This window comes from Polaribacter sp. WD7, from assembly GCF_003335085.1.
Lineage (GTDB): Bacteria > Bacteroidota > Bacteroidia > Flavobacteriales > Flavobacteriaceae > Polaribacter.
On the sequence record NZ_QPEJ01000017.1, the window covers coordinates 487306 to 505761 of the forward strand.

18 protein-coding genes are annotated in these 18456 nt (G+C 29.8%); 6 read left to right on the top strand and 12 right to left on the bottom strand.

What is annotated here, in order from left to right; genetic code table 11:
- Positions 1 to 102: 102 nt before the first annotated feature.
- From DUT90_RS08570 to DUT90_RS08585, 4 genes are all read left to right on the top strand, one after another.
- Positions 103 to 546 (top strand): hypothetical protein, encoded by a 444-nt coding sequence (locus DUT90_RS08570; protein WP_114426739.1) that lies wholly within the window; start codon positions 103 to 105, stop codon positions 544 to 546.
- Between the two features lie 77 nt (positions 547 to 623).
- Positions 624 to 1952 carry a signal recognition particle protein gene (gene ffh, locus DUT90_RS08575; RefSeq protein WP_114426740.1) on the top strand — a complete coding sequence of 443 codons (1329 nt, stop codon included), beginning with the start codon at positions 624 to 626 and terminating at the stop codon, positions 1950 to 1952.
- A 46-nt stretch (positions 1953 to 1998) separates the two neighbouring features.
- Positions 1999 to 2883, top strand: coding sequence for a bifunctional methylenetetrahydrofolate dehydrogenase/methenyltetrahydrofolate cyclohydrolase FolD (folD, locus tag DUT90_RS08580; RefSeq protein WP_114426741.1), 885 nt, complete (start codon positions 1999 to 2001; stop codon positions 2881 to 2883).
- Complete coding sequence (locus tag DUT90_RS08585; protein WP_114426742.1) at positions 2884 to 3777, top strand: YitT family protein; 894 nt, start codon at positions 2884 to 2886, stop codon at positions 3775 to 3777.
- 12 nt (positions 3778 to 3789) lie between these two features.
- On the opposite strand, the gene DUT90_RS08590 is transcribed toward DUT90_RS08585, so the two are convergent.
- The 6 genes from DUT90_RS08590 to DUT90_RS08615 all read right to left on the bottom strand — a co-directional run bounded on the left by DUT90_RS08590 (position 3790) and on the right by DUT90_RS08615 (position 9542).
- Positions 3790 to 4821, bottom strand: coding sequence for an AI-2E family transporter (locus tag DUT90_RS08590; protein WP_114426743.1), 1032 nt, complete (start codon positions 4819 to 4821; stop codon positions 3790 to 3792).
- Positions 4822 to 4917: 96 nt separating this feature from the next.
- Positions 4918 to 5286 carry a cupin domain-containing protein gene (locus DUT90_RS08595; protein ID WP_114426744.1) on the bottom strand — a complete coding sequence of 123 codons (369 nt, stop codon included), beginning with the start codon at positions 5284 to 5286 and terminating at the stop codon, positions 4918 to 4920.
- 119 nt (positions 5287 to 5405) lie between these two features.
- Positions 5406 to 5972, bottom strand: coding sequence for a hypothetical protein (locus DUT90_RS08600; RefSeq protein WP_114426745.1), 567 nt, complete (start codon positions 5970 to 5972; stop codon positions 5406 to 5408).
- Positions 5973 to 6014: 42 nt separating this feature from the next.
- On the bottom strand, positions 6015 to 7571 hold the full coding sequence (locus tag DUT90_RS08605; protein ID WP_114426884.1) for a helicase HerA-like domain-containing protein: 1557 nt from the start codon (positions 7569 to 7571) through the stop codon (positions 6015 to 6017).
- Between the two features lie 110 nt (positions 7572 to 7681).
- Positions 7682 to 8605: a leucine-rich repeat domain-containing protein gene (locus DUT90_RS08610; protein ID WP_114426746.1), complete on the bottom strand. Its 924-nt coding sequence runs from the start codon at positions 8603 to 8605 to the stop codon at positions 7682 to 7684.
- Positions 8598 to 9542 (bottom strand): hypothetical protein, encoded by a 945-nt coding sequence (locus tag DUT90_RS08615; RefSeq protein ID WP_114426747.1) that lies wholly within the window; start codon positions 9540 to 9542, stop codon positions 8598 to 8600. Before DUT90_RS08615 ends, DUT90_RS08610 begins: the two co-directional genes overlap by 8 nt.
- A 356-nt stretch (positions 9543 to 9898) precedes the next feature.
- Here DUT90_RS08615 and DUT90_RS08620 point away from each other — a divergent pair, with 356 nt between their 5' ends.
- Positions 9899 to 13267 (top strand): carbohydrate-binding protein, encoded by a 3369-nt coding sequence (locus DUT90_RS08620; protein WP_114426748.1) that lies wholly within the window; start codon positions 9899 to 9901, stop codon positions 13265 to 13267.
- 194 nt (positions 13268 to 13461) lie between these two features.
- Here DUT90_RS08620 and DUT90_RS08625 read toward each other — a convergent pair whose 3' ends face one another.
- The 6 genes from DUT90_RS08625 to DUT90_RS08650 form a co-directional block, all read right to left on the bottom strand.
- On the bottom strand, positions 13462 to 14217 hold the full coding sequence (locus DUT90_RS08625) for a LytTR family DNA-binding domain-containing protein (protein WP_114426749.1): 756 nt from the start codon (positions 14215 to 14217) through the stop codon (positions 13462 to 13464).
- 114 nt (positions 14218 to 14331) lie between these two features.
- Entirely contained in the window at positions 14332 to 14649 is a 318-nt protein-coding gene (locus DUT90_RS08630) for a 2TM domain-containing protein (RefSeq protein ID WP_114426750.1), read from the bottom strand.
- 1 nt (position 14650) lies between these two features.
- Complete coding sequence (locus DUT90_RS13355) at positions 14651 to 15229, bottom strand: 2TM domain-containing protein (RefSeq protein WP_181858170.1); 579 nt, start codon at positions 15227 to 15229, stop codon at positions 14651 to 14653.
- A 1-nt stretch (position 15230) separates the two neighbouring features.
- Positions 15231 to 15554 carry a 2TM domain-containing protein gene (locus DUT90_RS08640; protein ID WP_114426751.1) on the bottom strand — a complete coding sequence of 108 codons (324 nt, stop codon included), beginning with the start codon at positions 15552 to 15554 and terminating at the stop codon, positions 15231 to 15233.
- Positions 15555 to 15556: 2 nt separating this feature from the next.
- Complete coding sequence (locus tag DUT90_RS08645; RefSeq protein WP_114426752.1) at positions 15557 to 16915, bottom strand: 2TM domain-containing protein; 1359 nt, start codon at positions 16913 to 16915, stop codon at positions 15557 to 15559.
- A 39-nt stretch (positions 16916 to 16954) separates the two neighbouring features.
- Positions 16955 to 17368 carry a DUF2141 domain-containing protein gene (locus DUT90_RS08650; protein WP_114426753.1) on the bottom strand — a complete coding sequence of 138 codons (414 nt, stop codon included), beginning with the start codon at positions 17366 to 17368 and terminating at the stop codon, positions 16955 to 16957.
- A gap of 492 nt (positions 17369 to 17860) precedes the next feature.
- Here DUT90_RS08650 and DUT90_RS08655 point away from each other — a divergent pair, with 492 nt between their 5' ends.
- Positions 17861 to 18454 carry a hypothetical protein gene (locus DUT90_RS08655; RefSeq protein ID WP_147266204.1) on the top strand — a complete coding sequence of 198 codons (594 nt, stop codon included), beginning with the start codon at positions 17861 to 17863 and terminating at the stop codon, positions 18452 to 18454.
- Positions 18455 to 18456 lie beyond the last annotated feature (2 nt).

The following is an 18456-nucleotide window of genomic DNA, read 5'->3' on the forward strand; positions in this document are numbered from 1 at the left end:
TTAAATTTGAATTAAATACAAGTAAAATAGCTATGTTTTAATTAGTTTTATTAAATTCACTATATGAATTCTACCAAGTATTACTACTATTTATACATGTAAATGTTTCAAAAAATAATTGCTAAACCATTTCTTTTTTTCTTTTGGCTGGTTCCTATTTTTATAATTATTGCACTCACTTACACTAAAAGAGATATTGTTTTAAATATTCATGATAGTTACTTTGTTGTTAGTAACAATCAATTTTATCTTCTTTCAGCCATTTTTTTCTGTATGATTGGTATTAATTATTATGCATTACATTGGGCTAACAGACCACCAAAAAAGTGGTTAACTATAATACATTTAGTTTTACAAACCGTTTCCTTAATTCTTGTTTTTACCAGCAACCGTTGGAACTGGATTCTGGGGGCATCTAACTTAGAGATAGATTTAACAAATGAAAATAGTAAACTCATTATTCTATTATCATTTTTAATATTCTTTTTTTCTATCATAATTCACATTATCAACTTTTTGATTAGCATATTTTTAAAGTCTGAATAAGCAAAAAACTACCTACAATACTTATAGAAATCCTTCTGAATCCTTATATTTGTGCTTCCTAAAAAAGAACACAAATTATGTTTAATAATTTAAGCGATAAATTAGATAAAGCCTTACACACCCTTAAAGGGCATGGAAAAATTACTGAGGTAAATGTAGCAGAAACTTTAAAAGAAGTAAGAAGAGCCTTATTAGATGCTGATGTTAACTTTAAAATTGCTAAAGAGTTTACAAAAAAAGTTCAAACTAAAGCTATTGGTCAAGATGTACTAACAACGTTAAATCCTGGGCAGTTAATGGTAAAGTTAGTTAAAGATGAACTAACTGAATTAATGGGAGGAGAAACCGTTGGTGTAAATTTAGGAGGATCTCCAACTATAATTTTAATGTCTGGATTACAAGGTTCTGGTAAAACTACTTTTTCAGGAAAATTAGCTAACTTTTTAAAGACTAAAAAAACCAAACAAGTACTATTAGTTGGTTGTGATGTATATAGACCTGCAGCAATAAATCAATTACAAGTTGTTGGAGAACAAATTGGGGTTGAAGTTTATGCAGAAGTAGGTAACCAAAATCCTGTAGAAATTTCTAAAAATGCAATAGCGCATGCCAAAGCAAACGGTAAAAATGTTGTGATAATTGATACAGCAGGTCGTTTAGCGGTTGATGAAGAAATGATGACAGAAATCTCTAATATTCATAAAGCTATTCAACCTCAAGAAACTTTATTTGTTGTAGATTCTATGACGGGTCAAGACGCTGTAAATACTGCAAAAGCTTTTAACGATATTCTAAACTTTGACGGAGTTGTTCTAACCAAATTAGATGGAGATACCAGAGGTGGTGCTGCATTATCTATAAAATCTGTTGTAGACAAACCCATCAAATTTATTGGTACTGGAGAAAAAATGGATGCTATTGATATTTTTCATCCAGATCGTATGGCAGATCGTATTTTAGGTATGGGAGATGTGATTTCTTTGGTAGAAAGAGCACAAGATCAATACGATGAAGAAGAGGCAAGAAAACTTCAGAAAAAAATTGCTAAAAATCAGTTTGGTTTCGATGACTTTTTAAGTCAAATTCAACAAATCAAAAAGATGGGAAGCATGAAAGATTTGGTAGGAATGATTCCTGGCGCAGGAAAAGCTATGAAAGATGTAGATATAGATGATGATGCTTTTAAAGGAATTGAAGCAATTATTCATTCTATGACTCCTTCAGAAAGAAGCACACCTTCTAGCATAAATGCCAGTAGGAAAAAACGTATTGCTAAAGGTTCTGGAACTTCTATTCAAGAAGTAAATCAATTGATGAAACAATTCAATCAAATGAGTAAAATGATGAAGATGATGCAAGGTGGTGGTGGCAGAAAAATGATGCAAATGATGAAAGGAATGCGATAATCTTGTTTTAATTATTCTACATAACAAAAACAGAACACTAAGAACTATGATACTATTAGACGGTAAAAAAACAGCTGCAGACATAAAAGAAGAAATTGCTTTAGAAGTTAGAGATTTAAAAAATAAAGGAGCTAAAACACCTCACTTAGCAGCAATTATTGTTGGTAATGATGGCGCTAGTATAACATACGTAAATGCAAAAGTAAAAGCTTGCGAACGAGTTGGCTTTGAATCTACTTTAATTAGACTACCAGAAGAGACTACAGAAGATGATTTGCTAAATGAAATCGCTATTTTAAATGTAGATAAAGATATTGACGGTTTTATTGTTCAGCTTCCGTTACCTATACACATAGATGAACAAAAAGTTTTAATGGCTGTTGATCCTGATAAAGATGTTGATGGTTTTCATCCAACAAATGTTGGAAAAATGGCTTTGAACTTACCCACTTTTATCTCTGCTACTCCTTTTGGAATTTTAGAATTATTAGACCGGTATAATGTTGAAACATCTGGTAAACACGTTGTTGTTCTAGGTAGAAGTCATATTGTAGGTAGCCCAATGAGTATTTTACTTTCGCAAAAAAGAAAAGTAGGTAATGCCACAGTTACCATGTGCCATAGTAGAACTAAAAACTTAAAAGAAATTATATTACAAGCAGATATTGTTGTAGCTGCTATTGGAATACCTGAGTTTTTAAAAGCAGACATGGTAAAAGATAATGTTACTGTTGTTGATGTTGGTATTACTCGTATTGCAGATTCTTCTAAAAAGAACGGTTTTAGATTGGTGGGTGATGTTGCTTTTGATGAAGTAGCCAAAAAATCTGAATATATTACACCTGTTCCTGGTGGTGTTGGTCCTATGACGATTGCAATGCTGCTAAAAAACACCTTATTGGCTCGCCAAAGAAATCATAACGTTAACTAGATGAGCAAAAATAAAGTCATTACATATTTCTCTGAGTATTTTCAAATATTTATAGGTATAGTATTGACAAGTTTAGGCTTAAAAGCATTTTTACTACCCAATAAGTTTTTAGATGGAGGTGTAACAGGTATAGCTTTATTGGTTAGAACTCAAGTAGACATTAACATGTCTTATTTGCTAATTATATTTAGTATTCCGTTTTTAATTCTCGGGTATTTTACGGTAGCAAAGCGTATTGTCATAAAATCTATTATCAGTATTTTGGGAGTAGCACTATTTATTCATTTTGAAAACTTTCAAACCATTACAAACGATAAATTGTTGATTTCTATTTTTGGAGGATTACTAGTAGGCTCTGGAATTGGAATTGCAATTAGAAACGGATCTGTATTAGACGGGTCTGAAATTCTTGGTATATATTTAAACGATAAATTTGGCTTAAGTATTGGTAAAATTGTAATGCTTTTTAATATTATTCTATTTGGTGTTACAGCTTTTGTAGAATCTATAGAAATTGCGTTATATTCCATTTTAACCTACATTATTGCTGCAAAAGTAACAGATACGGTAATTGAGGGCTTTGAAGATTTCATTGGAGTTACCATAGTATCTCAGAAAAATGCAGTAATAAAAAAAGCAATACTAGAAGAACTTGGAGTTGGTTTAACCATTTACAAAGGTGCTTCTGGTTACGGATATAAGGGCAAAACACAAGATTTTGATATTATACATTCTATAGTAAATAGAATTGATATTAAAAAAATGTATAAAATTGTAGAAGGAATAGACGAAAATGCTTTTATAGTTGAATTTGATGTAAATACAGTTAAAGGTGGTGTATTAAGACACTATATAGACAAAAAGAAAAACAGAAAATTACCAACAACTTCTTAGATTACAAAAAAACTACAATTGTGTTTTGTTTTCTTCTTGTTGCCCAAATTCTTTTTTATAAATTCTTACAATTACCAAAAATAAACTAATTAATAAGGGACCAAAAATAAGCCCTATAAACCCAAATAAAGGTACACCTACAATAACGCCTATTAGTGTAATTAATGGGTGAACATTGTCTAATTTTTTTAGCACTAACAATCGTATTAAATTATCTGTAGACCCTACCACTACAAAGCCGTAAATTAGAATACCCCAAGCAGAAAAGTTATTTCCTGATGCTAAGGTTAAAATAAAAACAGGTAAAATACCTACCAAGGTACCTACAAACGGAATCATAGAACCTACTATTGTTATAACAAACCAGAAAAAAGGATTGTCTATACCAAAAATTAAAAAACCAATAAGTGCTACTATACCCTGTGCAACAGCTACTAATGGAATTCCTATGGCATTAGAACGCACCATAGCTTGAGATTCTGCACCAATAATTTTTAAGTTTTTTTCACTAATAGGAATGTATTCATACAAAGAATTTCTAAGTTCTGCTCTATTTGTTAGCATATAGTATAATAAAAAATACATAAGCGCAATTGCTAAAAACGCATTAAAAGTACCGCCTGCAAAGCCTTCTAAATTTTCTGTAATCCAAAATGAAATTTGAGAAGTATCTATTTTTGAAGAGATTTCAAAATCAAACTTGTTTTCTATCTTTAAAATCCTTTCTCTTAAAACGGTAACTAATTGTTCTGAATTTGTAACTGCATCTGTAATTTTACTTCCTAGCATTAAAATAACACCTGTTACGGGTAATAAAATGCAGACAAAAGAAAACAACATTAAGGTAAATGCCGCTAAATCTGGGTTCCATTTTTTTTTAACGAGAAACACCATCCATTTTCTTAGCAATACATAAATAGTAATTGCTCCTAGAACACCTGATAGGTAAGGCAATAATTCTCTAAATATTAAAATACTTATAAAGAGAATTAATAGAAGTACAAATACTTGTCTAATGGTTTTGGGGGCAATAATATCTTTCATATTATAAATTTTATGCAAAGTAAGTTAAAAATATATTTATATGAACGCTTTGCATATTATGTTTAATGCATATGAAAAAAGATTTCAGCATCTGCACTACATGGTTTCTCTATGTACCAAATCTATAGAAAAAGCGGGTAAACAAATGGCAAGGTATTCACATTCTTCTTCAAATGGGTTAGCATATTGTATTCTAGTATTTTTTTCTATTTTAATAGATTGTCCTGCTTCTAAAATTACAATTTCTTCTTCTATAGTAAACTGTTTTTTACCTTTTATGATGTAGGTATATTCATCAAACTCTGGGGTTTGAAAAGGTTCACTCCAACCTGGAGAAGCTACCATATGTGCAATACTAACTTGAGTATTTTTATCTGTTGCGTTTCCAAAATGTTCTTCTATGAGTTTGCCGTCTGTTGTAGGGACTATAAAAGGTGATTTTTGAAGGGTATATTTTTTTTTCATACTGGGTAACTATTTGCGTAAGCGATTGAGTGGCGTGTTTGAGCTCTTTTTAGAGGTTTGAAAAAACCTTAAAAAAGCGAGTAACGAAAGCGCGGTTTTGCATTATAGCAAAATACGCCCTAATGAAACCAAACTGTAAAAGATTTCATTTTAGCTAAATCTGGAATTTGAGCTAAGGTTACCTTTTGAGTATTGAAATCTTTTAAGCCTAACTCTTCATTATCTATAGTTATTGTTGCATTAAAATCGTCTATAAAAAGTGTTGCAGAAGAAAATGTACGCTCTATTCTATTAATGGTATTATTTGAATTGATCTCTGAAAAACTAGCGTTTAAATTAACACCAGAATTTGTGATAAAACGTGGGTCATGAATTTCGATACTTTTTATGGTAGAAGTAGAATCTAACTGCTCTTTTGGCATAATGGTTAACAGTAACTTCCCTCCTTTTTCATAAATCAAATATTCATCATCTTCTTGAAAATAATTATTACCCTGAGCACCTTCGCTTAGGTTTTTTACGATAGAATCGTTTTTAAAAATAGCATCTAATTGGTCTATTTTAGTTGTTGTAGTTAGCTTGCCAACTTTACCTTTTTCTATTTCAAATTTGTCATTATTGCTACAACTAATTATAAGTAATGATGTAAAAACAATGATGGTACTTAAGATATTTTTTTTGTTCATTTTAATTTTGTATTCTTTGTATTAACGTTCTTTTTCCTTTTGTTATTTCATTACTTTTTTTAAAATACCAAACACGCTTCTTATAAATGTAGCGCTAGTTAGTACTTTTACTATTGGGTTTTGTCTTGTGCTTGTTCTACGAGAGTTTGATCTTGAAGTTGTGCGTCTTGCTTCTTCTTTAGCTTTACGCTCTCTTTCTTTTTTTGCAGCTGCATCTTTGATTTCTTTTTCTTCTTCTTTGTTGATTTGCTCTATTTTTTGATTTAACATTTCATACGCACTTTCTCTATCTAAATTTTGATTGTACTTATGATATAATCTAGAGTTGTCTATAACTTGTTGTAACTCTTTGCTTGTTAGCACATCCATTCTGCTCATTGGCGCGCGTAACATGGTTCTTGCTAATGGTGTTGGAATTCCTTTTTCATTTAAGACAGAAACAAATGCTTCTCCAATTCCTAATTGAGTTAATACTTCTTTGGTGTCATAATATGCAGAATCTGGATAATTTTCTGCTGCTAGCTTAATGGCTTTTCTATCTTTTGCCGTAAATGCCCTTAAAGCGTGTTGTACTTTTAAACCTAATTGTGCTAAAATATCTTCTGGAACATCTTTAGGATTTTGGGTTACAAAATACAAGCCTATACCTTTAGATCGTATTAACTTTACAATACTTTCTATTTGATTTAATAAGGCTTTAGATGCTTGATCAAACACTAAATGTGCTTCATCTATAAAGATAATGAGTTCTGGTCTACCAGCATCTCCTTGTTCTGGAAAAGTTTCATACACCTCTGCCAACAATTGCAACATAAACGTAGAGAACAATTGAGGTTTGTCTTGAATATCTGTTAACCGTAAGACAGAAATAATACCTCTTCCGTTTTCATCTATTCTAACTAAATCTTCTACATCAAAAGATTTTTCGCCAAAAAACAAATCGCCACCTTGTTGTTCTATAGCTATAATTTTTCTTAAAATTGCTCCTGTACTTGCAGTAGATATTCTACCGTATTCATTTTGTATCTCTTCTTTACCTTCATTAGTTACAAATTGTAACAATTTCTTAAAGTCTTTTATATCTAATAATGGTAATTTATGATCATCACAATATTTAAAAATAATAGCTACAATTCCGCTTTGCGTTTCGGTTAAATCTAAAATTCTTGATAGCAAAACAGGACCAAATTCTGAGACTGTAGCTCTCATTCTTGTTCCGTTTTGTTCTGATATTGTAAGTACTTCTATAGGAAATTTTTTAGCTTCAAAAGAAAATCCTATTTTGGCATGACGTTCATCTATCTTTGGATGACCAGTACTTGGTTGTGCCAACCCAGATAAATCTCCTTTAATGTCCATCAACAATACAGGAATTCCTTTTTCTGATAAATTTTCTGCTAATACCTGTAGTGTTTTTGTTTTTCCGGTACCTGTTGCACCTGCTATTAACCCATGTCTATTTAATGTTTTTAAAGGAACTTTTACAATGGCATTGGTAATAGTTTGTTCTCCCAACATGGCTGCACCTAAGTTAATTGAATCACCTTTAGCTTGATAACCCTCAGTAATATACTTATAAAACTCTTCTTGTTGACTCATTATTTTTAATTCTAAAAAACCCAAAAATAGATTTGGATTGATGAGCATAAAAATAATCAAAGTTTAAGATTAAAGAAATTATTTATTGCTTTTGTTATATAATAAGGATATTAAAATGATGCAATAAAAAATGCGCTGAACTCTTTTTTCCATTTTTCTTGCTCTCTACTAGATAATTGGTTGTTGTTTAAAACAATACCTTTAATAGAGATTTTTGAAGTAGCAAAGTCGTTAGAAATTGTTTTAATTTTACAATTATTTATGTGTAATAAAATAAGTTTTGGCATGTGGATGAGCTGAATGGGTAACGCATCAAAATTATTGTGCCCGACATGAAAAACATTTAATTTTAGTAATTTTTTTATAGTTTTAGGAAGATCTTTTAAAAAATTATGTTCTAAATATAAGTTTTTTAAAGAGCTAATTTCTCCAATTTCATTGGGAAGATTTTGGAGCTGACTATAATTTAACCATAACGATTTTAAAGACGATAGTTTTCCTAAATTTTGATAGGTTTCTACTGATGTTATTTGATTATGAGATAAGTTTATTGCTTTAAGAGATGAAAGTTTTGTAATTTGTGTTGTAATTGTAGTTAAATTATTGTGTTGTAAATTTAAAAAACTGATAGGTAAAAACTTTACAAGCTCAAAAGTCTTTTCTAAATCTAGTAATGGGTTGTTATTTAAAGACAAGTGTTTTAAATTAACAAAACGTTGAATATTTTTAGGGAGTTCTTTTATATCTAAACTATCTAAAATTAAAACCTCTAACTTTTCTGGACGTTGTATTTGTTGAAAAACTGTTTCTAAATTCAGTTTTTTATTTCCTGAAATGTTCAACATTTTTAGTGCTTGCAACTCATAAAAACCTTTGGGGACTTCATTCAAATTTTGATTAGAGAGATCTAAACGATATGTTTTACAAACATTGTTTTGCAACACATTAGTGTGAGTAATGCCAAAAGAACGTTTGTAGGTTTTACAACCTTGAAACAAAACTAAAATTACAAGAAAAAAGAACTGCTTAATCATTTGTTTGTAATGTACTAAAGGTTAAAGCACTCCACTCTATAAACAATTTGTCTTTTGCTGCTACATCCCATGGAAAACGTGGATTTAAACCAAAACTATCATGCAGTTTATTTTGAACATAAGCTCCTATTTTTTTAGAGTTTACCCCTACTTTTAATGCACTAGAAAAATGAGAAGTAACAAAACCCCCAAACACAAAAGCATTTGCGTAAAAGGTATTGGTATGTGGTTCTTGTAAATGCCATACATTTTTGCTTCCATCGTCAGAATTTATGGGGTTATTTGGTGTTTTACTATAATCTTGTAGTGGTGTAAATAAAGAAAGACCTACACCTAAATAATACGCATTCAAAAGGTTTTCTATGTTACTATAACTAATTGTTAAACTACCTGTTGCGCCAAAATCTGTGCCTTGTCCGTTAAAAATTTTACCTGCTCTAAAATCGTTTTTAAATTGTACGTTAAAAGATTGATTTCTTTGACTTAAACGTATCAAAAATTTTCCTAAGCGCTGATTAAAATCAGACACATCTTGCGGTAAAAACTCTTTTTCAAATCCAAATCCCAATCCGTAAAAGCGTTGATTTTCTTTAGATTTTCCCAATAAAATTGGATCTTCAAAAAAAGATGATCCTAATAAATTATTGTTATTTCCTATTCCAGACAATAGAAAAACATCATAACCATAATGAAACCCTTTAGTTTTTATATTATGCTTTTTAAAAAGATAACCAGAAAAAAAAGACAAGCCACTTTCTAAAGAAACATTCTTGTATTGCCCAACAATTAATGTATTTGCACTTACCTTAAGTGCTTGATTTTGGTTACCTAGCTGAATTTTAGCTTTTACTAAAAATCCAAAATTTACGTGCAAAGATTGTGTAAACAAAGATGATGTAAAGAGTAAGCATAACAACATTAAAACAAAACCTTTCATAGTATTTAAATAGTAAATCTGTACTTATTTATTAAAAATAACCTGTTGAGCATTATAATGTAAAATAGTTTTAAAGTGTTAGTTTGAGTGATTTTTTTTATTAAAGGCTTCTTAAGAAGTTTTAATTTTTATGCTTTCTGCAATTTTACTCACTCTAATCATAAAATTCACTCAAATTGACAAAATTTCATCAAAACGAACAAGAGTTTAAAAGAATATATTAAATTTTTCTTTTAACCCAACAATTTTAAAAGTCCTAAATCCAGAGCGATTCCGTAATAAAATCTGGTTTTTAAATAAAAAACGCTTTAGTAACTTTAAAAGTCGTAATATTAAGAGATTAATAACATAAAAGTATGAAAGTATTTTCTAATATCATGTTTTCTAAACGAATACTCGTAATTGTATTGGTTACTTTTATGGCAACACCACAAAATTACAGTCAAAATTGGACTGCAGAATGGATTTGGCAAGAAAGTGATGGTTTAGAAAATACATGGGTAGCGTTTAGAAAAGAAGTTGTGGTCTCTTCTGTACCTCAAAAAGTTATAGCAAACATAGCTGTTGACAGTAAATATTGGTTATATATTAATGGTCAATTGGTTAAATTTGAAGGAGGTTCTGCTAGAGGACCTTCTCCTGGAAACACATGGTACGAAGAGATAAATATTACACCCTATTTACATAGCGGAAAAAACACTTTTGCCATATTAGCTTGGTACTGGGGTAGAGAAACTTTTAAAGGTACGCACATAGATAGCGGTAAAGGTGGTTTGGTTTTTCAAGCAGATTTTGAAGATTTTAGTGTAATTTCTGATAATACATGGAAAGTAAAAACACATTCTGCCTACAATACTAAAAGTGGTGGTGGTAATAACCGTATTGTCCCTTTTAACGTAGATTATGATGCTACTAAAAGTCTCGGAGACTGGAGTTCTAATGCTTGGTACACTAGTAATTATGATGACAAATTATGGAAAAATGCTACTGAAAAAGGAATACCACCAAGTTTACCATGGGGAAATTTAGAAAAAAGTGACGTTACTTTAAAAAATCATGGATTGTCTAATTATGAAACATTACAAATAGGCAATACAATTGTTAATTTACCATATACAAATAATACAGGAACTACACTTACAATAGATGCTAAAATTCCTTTCAACAAACAAATAACACCATATTTAAGCATCAATTCTGTTGCGAATCAACAAATTAATATTTCTACAAATAATCTACTAAATACCATTACTGCAAAATACAAAACCAAAACTGGAGATCAAAAATTTGAAGCTTTTTCTTGGATGAGCGGAAATGTTGTTCGTTATCAGATTCCATCAGGAGTTACCGTAAATGATTTAAAATACAGGTGGTTAACCGTTGGTGAAGAAGTTGGCAGTTTTACATCTGATGATCCTTTTTTTGAAAGACTTTGGTGGATGGGTAAAAATACTTTGTTTGTGAACGCTAGAGATAATTTTATGGATTGCCCAGATAGAGAAAGATCTCTATGGATTGGAGATGTGGCAGACCAAGCCAGTTATCTTTTTTATACTATGGATAAAAATGGTAGAGATTTATTAAAAAAAGCTATTAAAATGACAATGCTTTTTAGTTTAGATGGAAATATTATTAGAGGACAAGTTCCTGGAGGTGGTAAAGAATTACCTAGTCAAAGTTTACAATTTATATCTCAAGCTATTTGGCAATACTATCTCAATACAGGTGATATTGAAACCTTAGCCTTTAGTTACGATTATATAAAGAACTATTTGGCCCTCTGGAATATAAATAACAACACAAATTTAATAAACATGAGACCCTGTTCTGGTGATTTATGTTGGAATTGGATTGATTGGGATTCTGGAAATACCATAGATAGAATTCCTGTTTTTAACGCCCTTTATTATTACGCATTACGCAGCACCAAATTAATGGCAGAAACTCTTAAAAAACCTCAAAGTGATATAGATTGGTATGACAATCGTATTCAAAAAATAAAAAAAGGGTTTGATGCTAATTTTTGGAAAGATGGTTTTTACTCTAGTAATACAAATAGTTTTAAAGATGATAGAACTAATGCTTTGGCCATAATTACTGGGCTTGCAGATTCTGATAAACATGAAGAAATTGTAAAAAACATACTGATACCAAACTATTACTGTAGTCCACATTATGAATGGATGATAGAAGAAGCCATGTGTATAGCTGGTAACAGTAGAGAAGCATTGTTTAGAATGAAAGCTAGATATTTAGAACAGGCAAACAATGAAAACACCACTACTTTAAATGAATACTTTACCATTGGTAGGGGTACAGATAATCATGCTTGGAATGCTCCAAATACCATACTTACAAAATACATTGCTGGTATTGCTCCACTAGAAATAGGATGGAGTAAATATCATGTGTTGCCTAATTTAGTAGATTTAACTAGAGTAACACAAACTTTTTCTACGGTGAAAGGAAATATAGCTGTTGCTATTCAATTAACAGAAAACTCATATCAACTAAACCTTACCTCTCCAAAAAATAGTATAGCTGTGGTAGGTATCCCAAAAACAAATATCATTACTTCAGAAATAAAACTAAATGAAACTTTAATTTGGAAAAATGGTAACTTTATAGAATCTATAGCTAATATTGGTAAAAAAGGTGAAAATGAAAAGTATATTTGGTTTGAACTCAATGAAGGTACTTGGCATGTTATAGCTAATGGTCAAAAAAAATCTACAAATTATGTAAAATTCACAACTCCTATCAATGGAGAAACAATTGATAAAAACACCAACTTGATAGTACAAGCTGAAGCAGGAAATACTACCCAAAATGTTACATTATTTATCAATAACCAACTAGTTAGAACCATTACCAACGCGCCTTTTACGTGGGGTGAAGGTTCTTTGGATGAAGCATTTTTGTCTAATTTATCATCTGGAAATTACAGTTTAAAATTAGTGGCTACCAATTTTGATGATAAAGAAGTAAAAAGCGTCATTAACATCAATAGTAAAAATTTATCTACACAATTACCCTACACAAGTTCTTTTACCATTCCTGGGAAATTTGAAGCAGAAAATTACGATTTAGGAGGTAAAGATATTGCGTATTATGATATTGATGACATAAATCAAACTAATGATTATAGAAATGATGGTGTAGACATTGGGAGTGGAGGGTCCGGTTTTACAATAGGCTTTTTAGCAACTACAGAATGGTTAGAATATACTGTTAATGCTGAGGCAGAAGGTTTTTATGATCTTAGCGTAAATTACTCTTCTGGCAAACCTACTCCTGGAGCTTCTTTGTCTGTTTCTTTGTATGATGAAGGTATTATTTTGGTTGATGATTTTAGGATGCCAAATACAGGTGGATGGTCTAGTTACAAAACTACTAATTTAGGAAGCTATTATTTTACGGAAGGAAAACATATAATTCGTTTTTATATAAAAAAAACTGGATTTAATCTAGATTGGTTTGAGTTTGCAAAAACCAAATCGTTAAGTACTACTAATATTTTTAAAGAGCCTTTATTTACAGCCTATCCTAACCCTAATAAAAATGGTATTTATACGCTAACGTATGATACTGAATGGACTGTATATTCTATACGTGGTATACAACTTTTAAAAGGTACAGATAAAAATATTGATATTTCTGCACTAAATAGTGGTATATATATCCTTAAGACCCCTTATAAAAACTTAAAGCTTGTTAAAGAATAAAAGTATCTGTTGTCCATTTTGAAAAACTCTGTCAATTCGAGTGGATTTTATGATTGAAATGAGTAAAATTTGTATCGAGAATAAGAATTTTTAGCTTATAAATAGTTCTCTATACAATTTTTCATTCCTCAAAATCACTCGAACTGACATTTATCTAGTTTCTGCGCCAAAATGCACAACGGGTTAAAAGTATTTTAATCTATCCAATTTTTAAAATCTTTTACACGCTCTCTACTTACAATAATTTCTTGTTCTTTGTAGGAGTGTAAAATCAGTTTTAACCGAGAATTAGAGTAAGCAATAATATCTTTAATAGCATTTATATGCACTATAAAAGTTCTATTTGCTCTAAAAAAGTGTTCTGGATCTAGTTGTTCTTGCCAGTTTTCTAGAGAGTTGTCTAGCAAATAATTTCTATTTTCTTTTGTATGAATGTAAGTAGACTTATTTTCACTATAAAAACACTCAACCTCATCAATATGAATAATTTTAATATGTTGCCCAACCTTTATAGACAAACGCTTTTTAAATTTCCTGTCTACTGGATTTACCAATAATTTTCTTATATCTTCTAAATTTACCTGAACATCAGACTGTTGTGGCTGTTGCATTTTAAATTGATTTACAGCAGCTTCTAACTCGTCATCATCAATTGGTTTTAACAAATAATCTATACTGTTTAATTTAAAAGCCTTTAATGCATACTCATCATAAGCAGTTGTAAATATAATGGCAGATTTTACTTCTATTTCTTCAAAAATTTCAAATGACAACCCATCTGAGAGTTGAATATCTAAAAATATTAAGTCTGGATGCGTATTATTTTGTAACCAATTAAGAGATTCTTTTACAGAATGTAACATTTGTTCAACATCAATATTCAATTCTGCTAGCATTCTATACAGTCTTCTTGCTGCTGGTTTTTCGTCTTCAATAATAAGTACTTTCATATTATCTGTTTGCTCTTTTATTAATATAGACAGGTCATGTAAAAGCTGTTGAAAAGTGGTTGTGGCTAGTACACACTAAAATTGCTTTTAAAAGTATAACATTTTTTGTTGTTATCAATCTTGCTTTTCCATCATTTCTTTAATCTTTCTCTCCTCCCATTCTTTTCCAAATCCAAGAAATCGAAACCCAAAAACTCCCAACCAATGAAAAAAGATTCCTATTCCCCAAAAAATCCAAGTAGAAAAAACACCAAAGTTTGAAAGAGCTTCTGTAAATGTATCTCCACTAACTGTTAAACCATATATAATTACACAACTTATAAAAACATTGATAATAACATAAACTGTTAAATGAATGTAAAACCCTTTAATATCTTTTACTCTTTTTTTTGCTTTTAAATATTGCTGTTCTTGTCTAAAATCTTGTTGCATTTTATCTGTAATTTTTTAAAATTTCTTCTATTTTTTTATTTTCCCAGTATTTTCCTAATCCTAAAAACTCAAATCCAAAGACTTCTAACCAATGAAAAAACAGGCCAATAAACATCCCTCCAAAGGCAAGCCAAAAGAAGTGAAACCTTGGTACAAATTCTAAATTAACAAATACAATAACAGGAAAAGAAAAAATAGTTATTAGTAGATGTAGGTAAAAATTCTTTATAGTTTCAGTTTGTTTTTTTGCATTTATATATTGCTCTTCTTTACTGTACTTTAAAGTATATGATGGTTCTTTTTTAATCAACTTTCTTTGTGATCTTGTTATTTTTTGCATTTTTTTTAAACTCATTTTTGAAAAAGCAAATACGCTTATCCAATGAATTAATAACCCAATACACCATGCCCCTATTACAAACCAAAACCAATGAAATTGTGGTACAATTTGTAAATTTATATAAATTATAAACGGTAGAATTAAAAAAGAGGCTATAACATGTGTGTAAAACCCTCTTATATCTTTTATTTGTTTTTTAGCAATTAGGTTTAAGTGATAATCTATTGTAATTCCTTCCATTTTATCTAATTTTATCTTGGTTTGCCATATACTCTTTTACTTTTTGCTCTTCCCAATCTTTACTCAGTAAGATGTTTATCCCAAAAGTATTTAAGGCTTGAAAAACAATACCAATTCCCCAAAACAACCAAATTTTATAATTATGATAATCTGTAAATGCTTCATTAAAGGTATCTCCATCATTAATGTCTCCAACTATAAAAATTGCGCTTAAAAAGATATTTACAATTATATAAATGGCTAAATGCTTGTAAAATTTGCTCATCTTTTCTACTCTTTTACGAGCTAAAATATATTTTTGTTCTTTAGTAAATTTTGTTTCCATAACTATAATCTATTTTGTTTATTTTCTTTATCCATCAATTCTTTTACTTTTCTATCTTCCCAGTTTCTACCCAAAAACACGTTGTAATTGTTTACTTCTAAAAAGTGAAATGTCAACCCAATTCCCCACCCGAAAATTGGAAACCAAAACCAGTAAAACTGAGGTGAAAATCGTAAGTTAATAAATATTAAAAACGGAATTACCAAACAAAAAGAAGCTAGGTTTTGATAAAATTCTTTTAGTTTTTCTACTTTTTCTACTGCTTTTACATATTTGCTATTTTCTAAATCTTCTGTGTACATAATATTATTCATTTTATATAAGAGAGGCAAGCTCACCTTAAATGTTGTGTTATTGTTTTCTATTTTAACAGGTTTGTCTGTTATCAATCCGTATCTGTCTGCAATATTTTGTAAACCTACCTTTGTACTTTTACCTATTGCCTCTTTAGGATTTATATTGTTTTCTACTATTAAATGGTTATTTTCTTCGTAAATAGATACAACTAATGGTTTAGAAGAAGAAACTACATTGTGCTTTACTGCGTTTTCTAGCAATAATTGTAAAGAAAGTGGTACCATTTTTAGTTCATTATCTTTGATTGTATCAGGAATGTTAAATTCTATAGCATCTTCAAAACGCATTCCTAAAAGCTGCATATACGTTCTTGCAAATTTTAATTCTTCTTGAATAGGTACTAAATCTTTATTTCTTTGTTCTAAAACATACCTGTAAACTTTAGACAATTTAGTTGTAAATTTTTCTGCCTGATTTGGGTTTTCTCCAATTAAACTAGTCAGTACATTTAAACTATTAAATAAAAAGTGTGGGTCTAATTGGTTTTTTAACGATTCAAATTTTGCGGTCTCTGTTTTGGCTACAATTTCTTGTTTGGTAGTTTCTTTGGTCATTGCAGATTTCCAGTTTATCATAAAACCTCTAGCATGCAAAAACGTAGAGATTCCCAGAGAAAGAATGGTATAAAACAAATGCACCCAAATAAAATTGCCTCTAAAAAATATATTAGGATCATTATCATTTATGATAATAAAAACTATATAATCTATTGCTAAAACAACAGGTACGGTATAAAGAATGGTTCCAATAATTCCTGCCCAAACACGCTGATTTGTTTGCGTAATCCAATTCCATTTTTTAGATAAATAATTATTAATTATTCCGTTACCAAAACCTAGACCAAAAGAATACATACCAGAGATGATAAAAGACCATACGATACCTTCTAAGGTGCGTTGCCCAAAAACAACCCCAAATAAAATCCCAAATATGATGGTTATTTTTAAGCACAATAAGGCTCCTTTTTTTATGCTTCTAATAGTATATACCTCTTGGTTATTCATAATTTGATGCGTTAAATTCTGTATTGATTGACCAATTTACTAAAATCTAATATCTAATGAGATATTTTTAGTAGTTAATAAAAATTTAGCATCATTAAATTGTGGTGGACCAAAACTCATCACATTGTTAGAAGTTCCGTAATCTTCTTTTGGCATTCCATTAGATTCAAAATCCATTCTATTATTATCATTTTTGTCATGGTAACAGATAATTGCATATTCACCGTCAGATAAGTTTTCAAAAGTAACAGTACTTTTTCCTTCAATTATTTTAGCATTTTTAGCTTGCAATGGTTTTTTCATAAAAGTAGCTTTGTTATACAAAGCAAAACCTACTTTACCATCATTAGAAGTTACATTAACTACGGTTGCTGTAATTGTTTTGTTTTGTGCTGTTAAAGAATTTGTAACACTTAATACTAATACGGTTAAAAGAGCTGTAATAAATTTCATAATTTTTAGTTTTAATGATTAATTATGATACAAATATGCAATTGATGTCTATTTTTAAAAAGTATAGAATACCCAACTGTATTTTTTTTAGGATGAACTGTAGTTTATAGTTCTGGAAGGCATAAATAATTGATAATTTCATAAATAATCATAATTTTGATAAAATATATATTGTTTATCTAATAATATATTTTACATTTGCCCGCAATATTAACGAAAGGGGCTAACGCCGACGATTTAGAGTTAATAATTTACGTAGTTATTCAGTGAAAACAGAAAACAACATATCTTTTATCTCTTTTGTTTTAGTAAAAAGTACTAAAACTGCTGTTGTGCGTTTTCCTAAAACACGCCCCTAGTGGGCTATTCTGTTTAAGAAAGGTCATTCCCTTTCGATTTTCGTTTTTATTTTTTCGTTCTAATACAAAGAACACAATTTTTTAACTATCAATTAAAATTAGATTGATACTTATGTTTTTAAAACATAAAAAAATGAACGTACTATTGAATACAAATATTCAGGAAATTATAAAAAATGCCGAAGACTACTGTGCTTCAGAAGGTATTAAACTGCAATTGGTTTATGATATGTCTGACGAATTGATTTCGACAATTTCAGATCGTTCTGCAGCATTACCAAGTTTATACTTTGTCAATGAAAAATTGATAAAAAGAAGGTTAAAAAACGGGTGCTTTATATTAGTTAAAGGTGATGAAATTTGTGGTCATATTTTTGCCCACGAGCACCACGTAAAAGGACATTCTGTTTTTGAGCGTTCTTCTTTATGGGTAAATAGAGAGTATAGAAACTACAATTTAGGGTTATTATTAATGTCTAAAATGACCAAATTATATGCCGATAGTTTTTTAATTTCTATAGCACAAACACCAAAAGTGCATCATTATAACGAACTTTTAGAAATGACACACGTTAAACTAGCAAATATGTCTGCTTTATTTGTAGATGAATTAGAAAAACTAGGAAAATTAAGAGACGAATTAAATTACAAATACTTTGTAAACGAAAAGTTTAAAAAAGAAATAAAACAATTAAAGGAGGTTAAAAATATATTCCTTAAACAATAAAA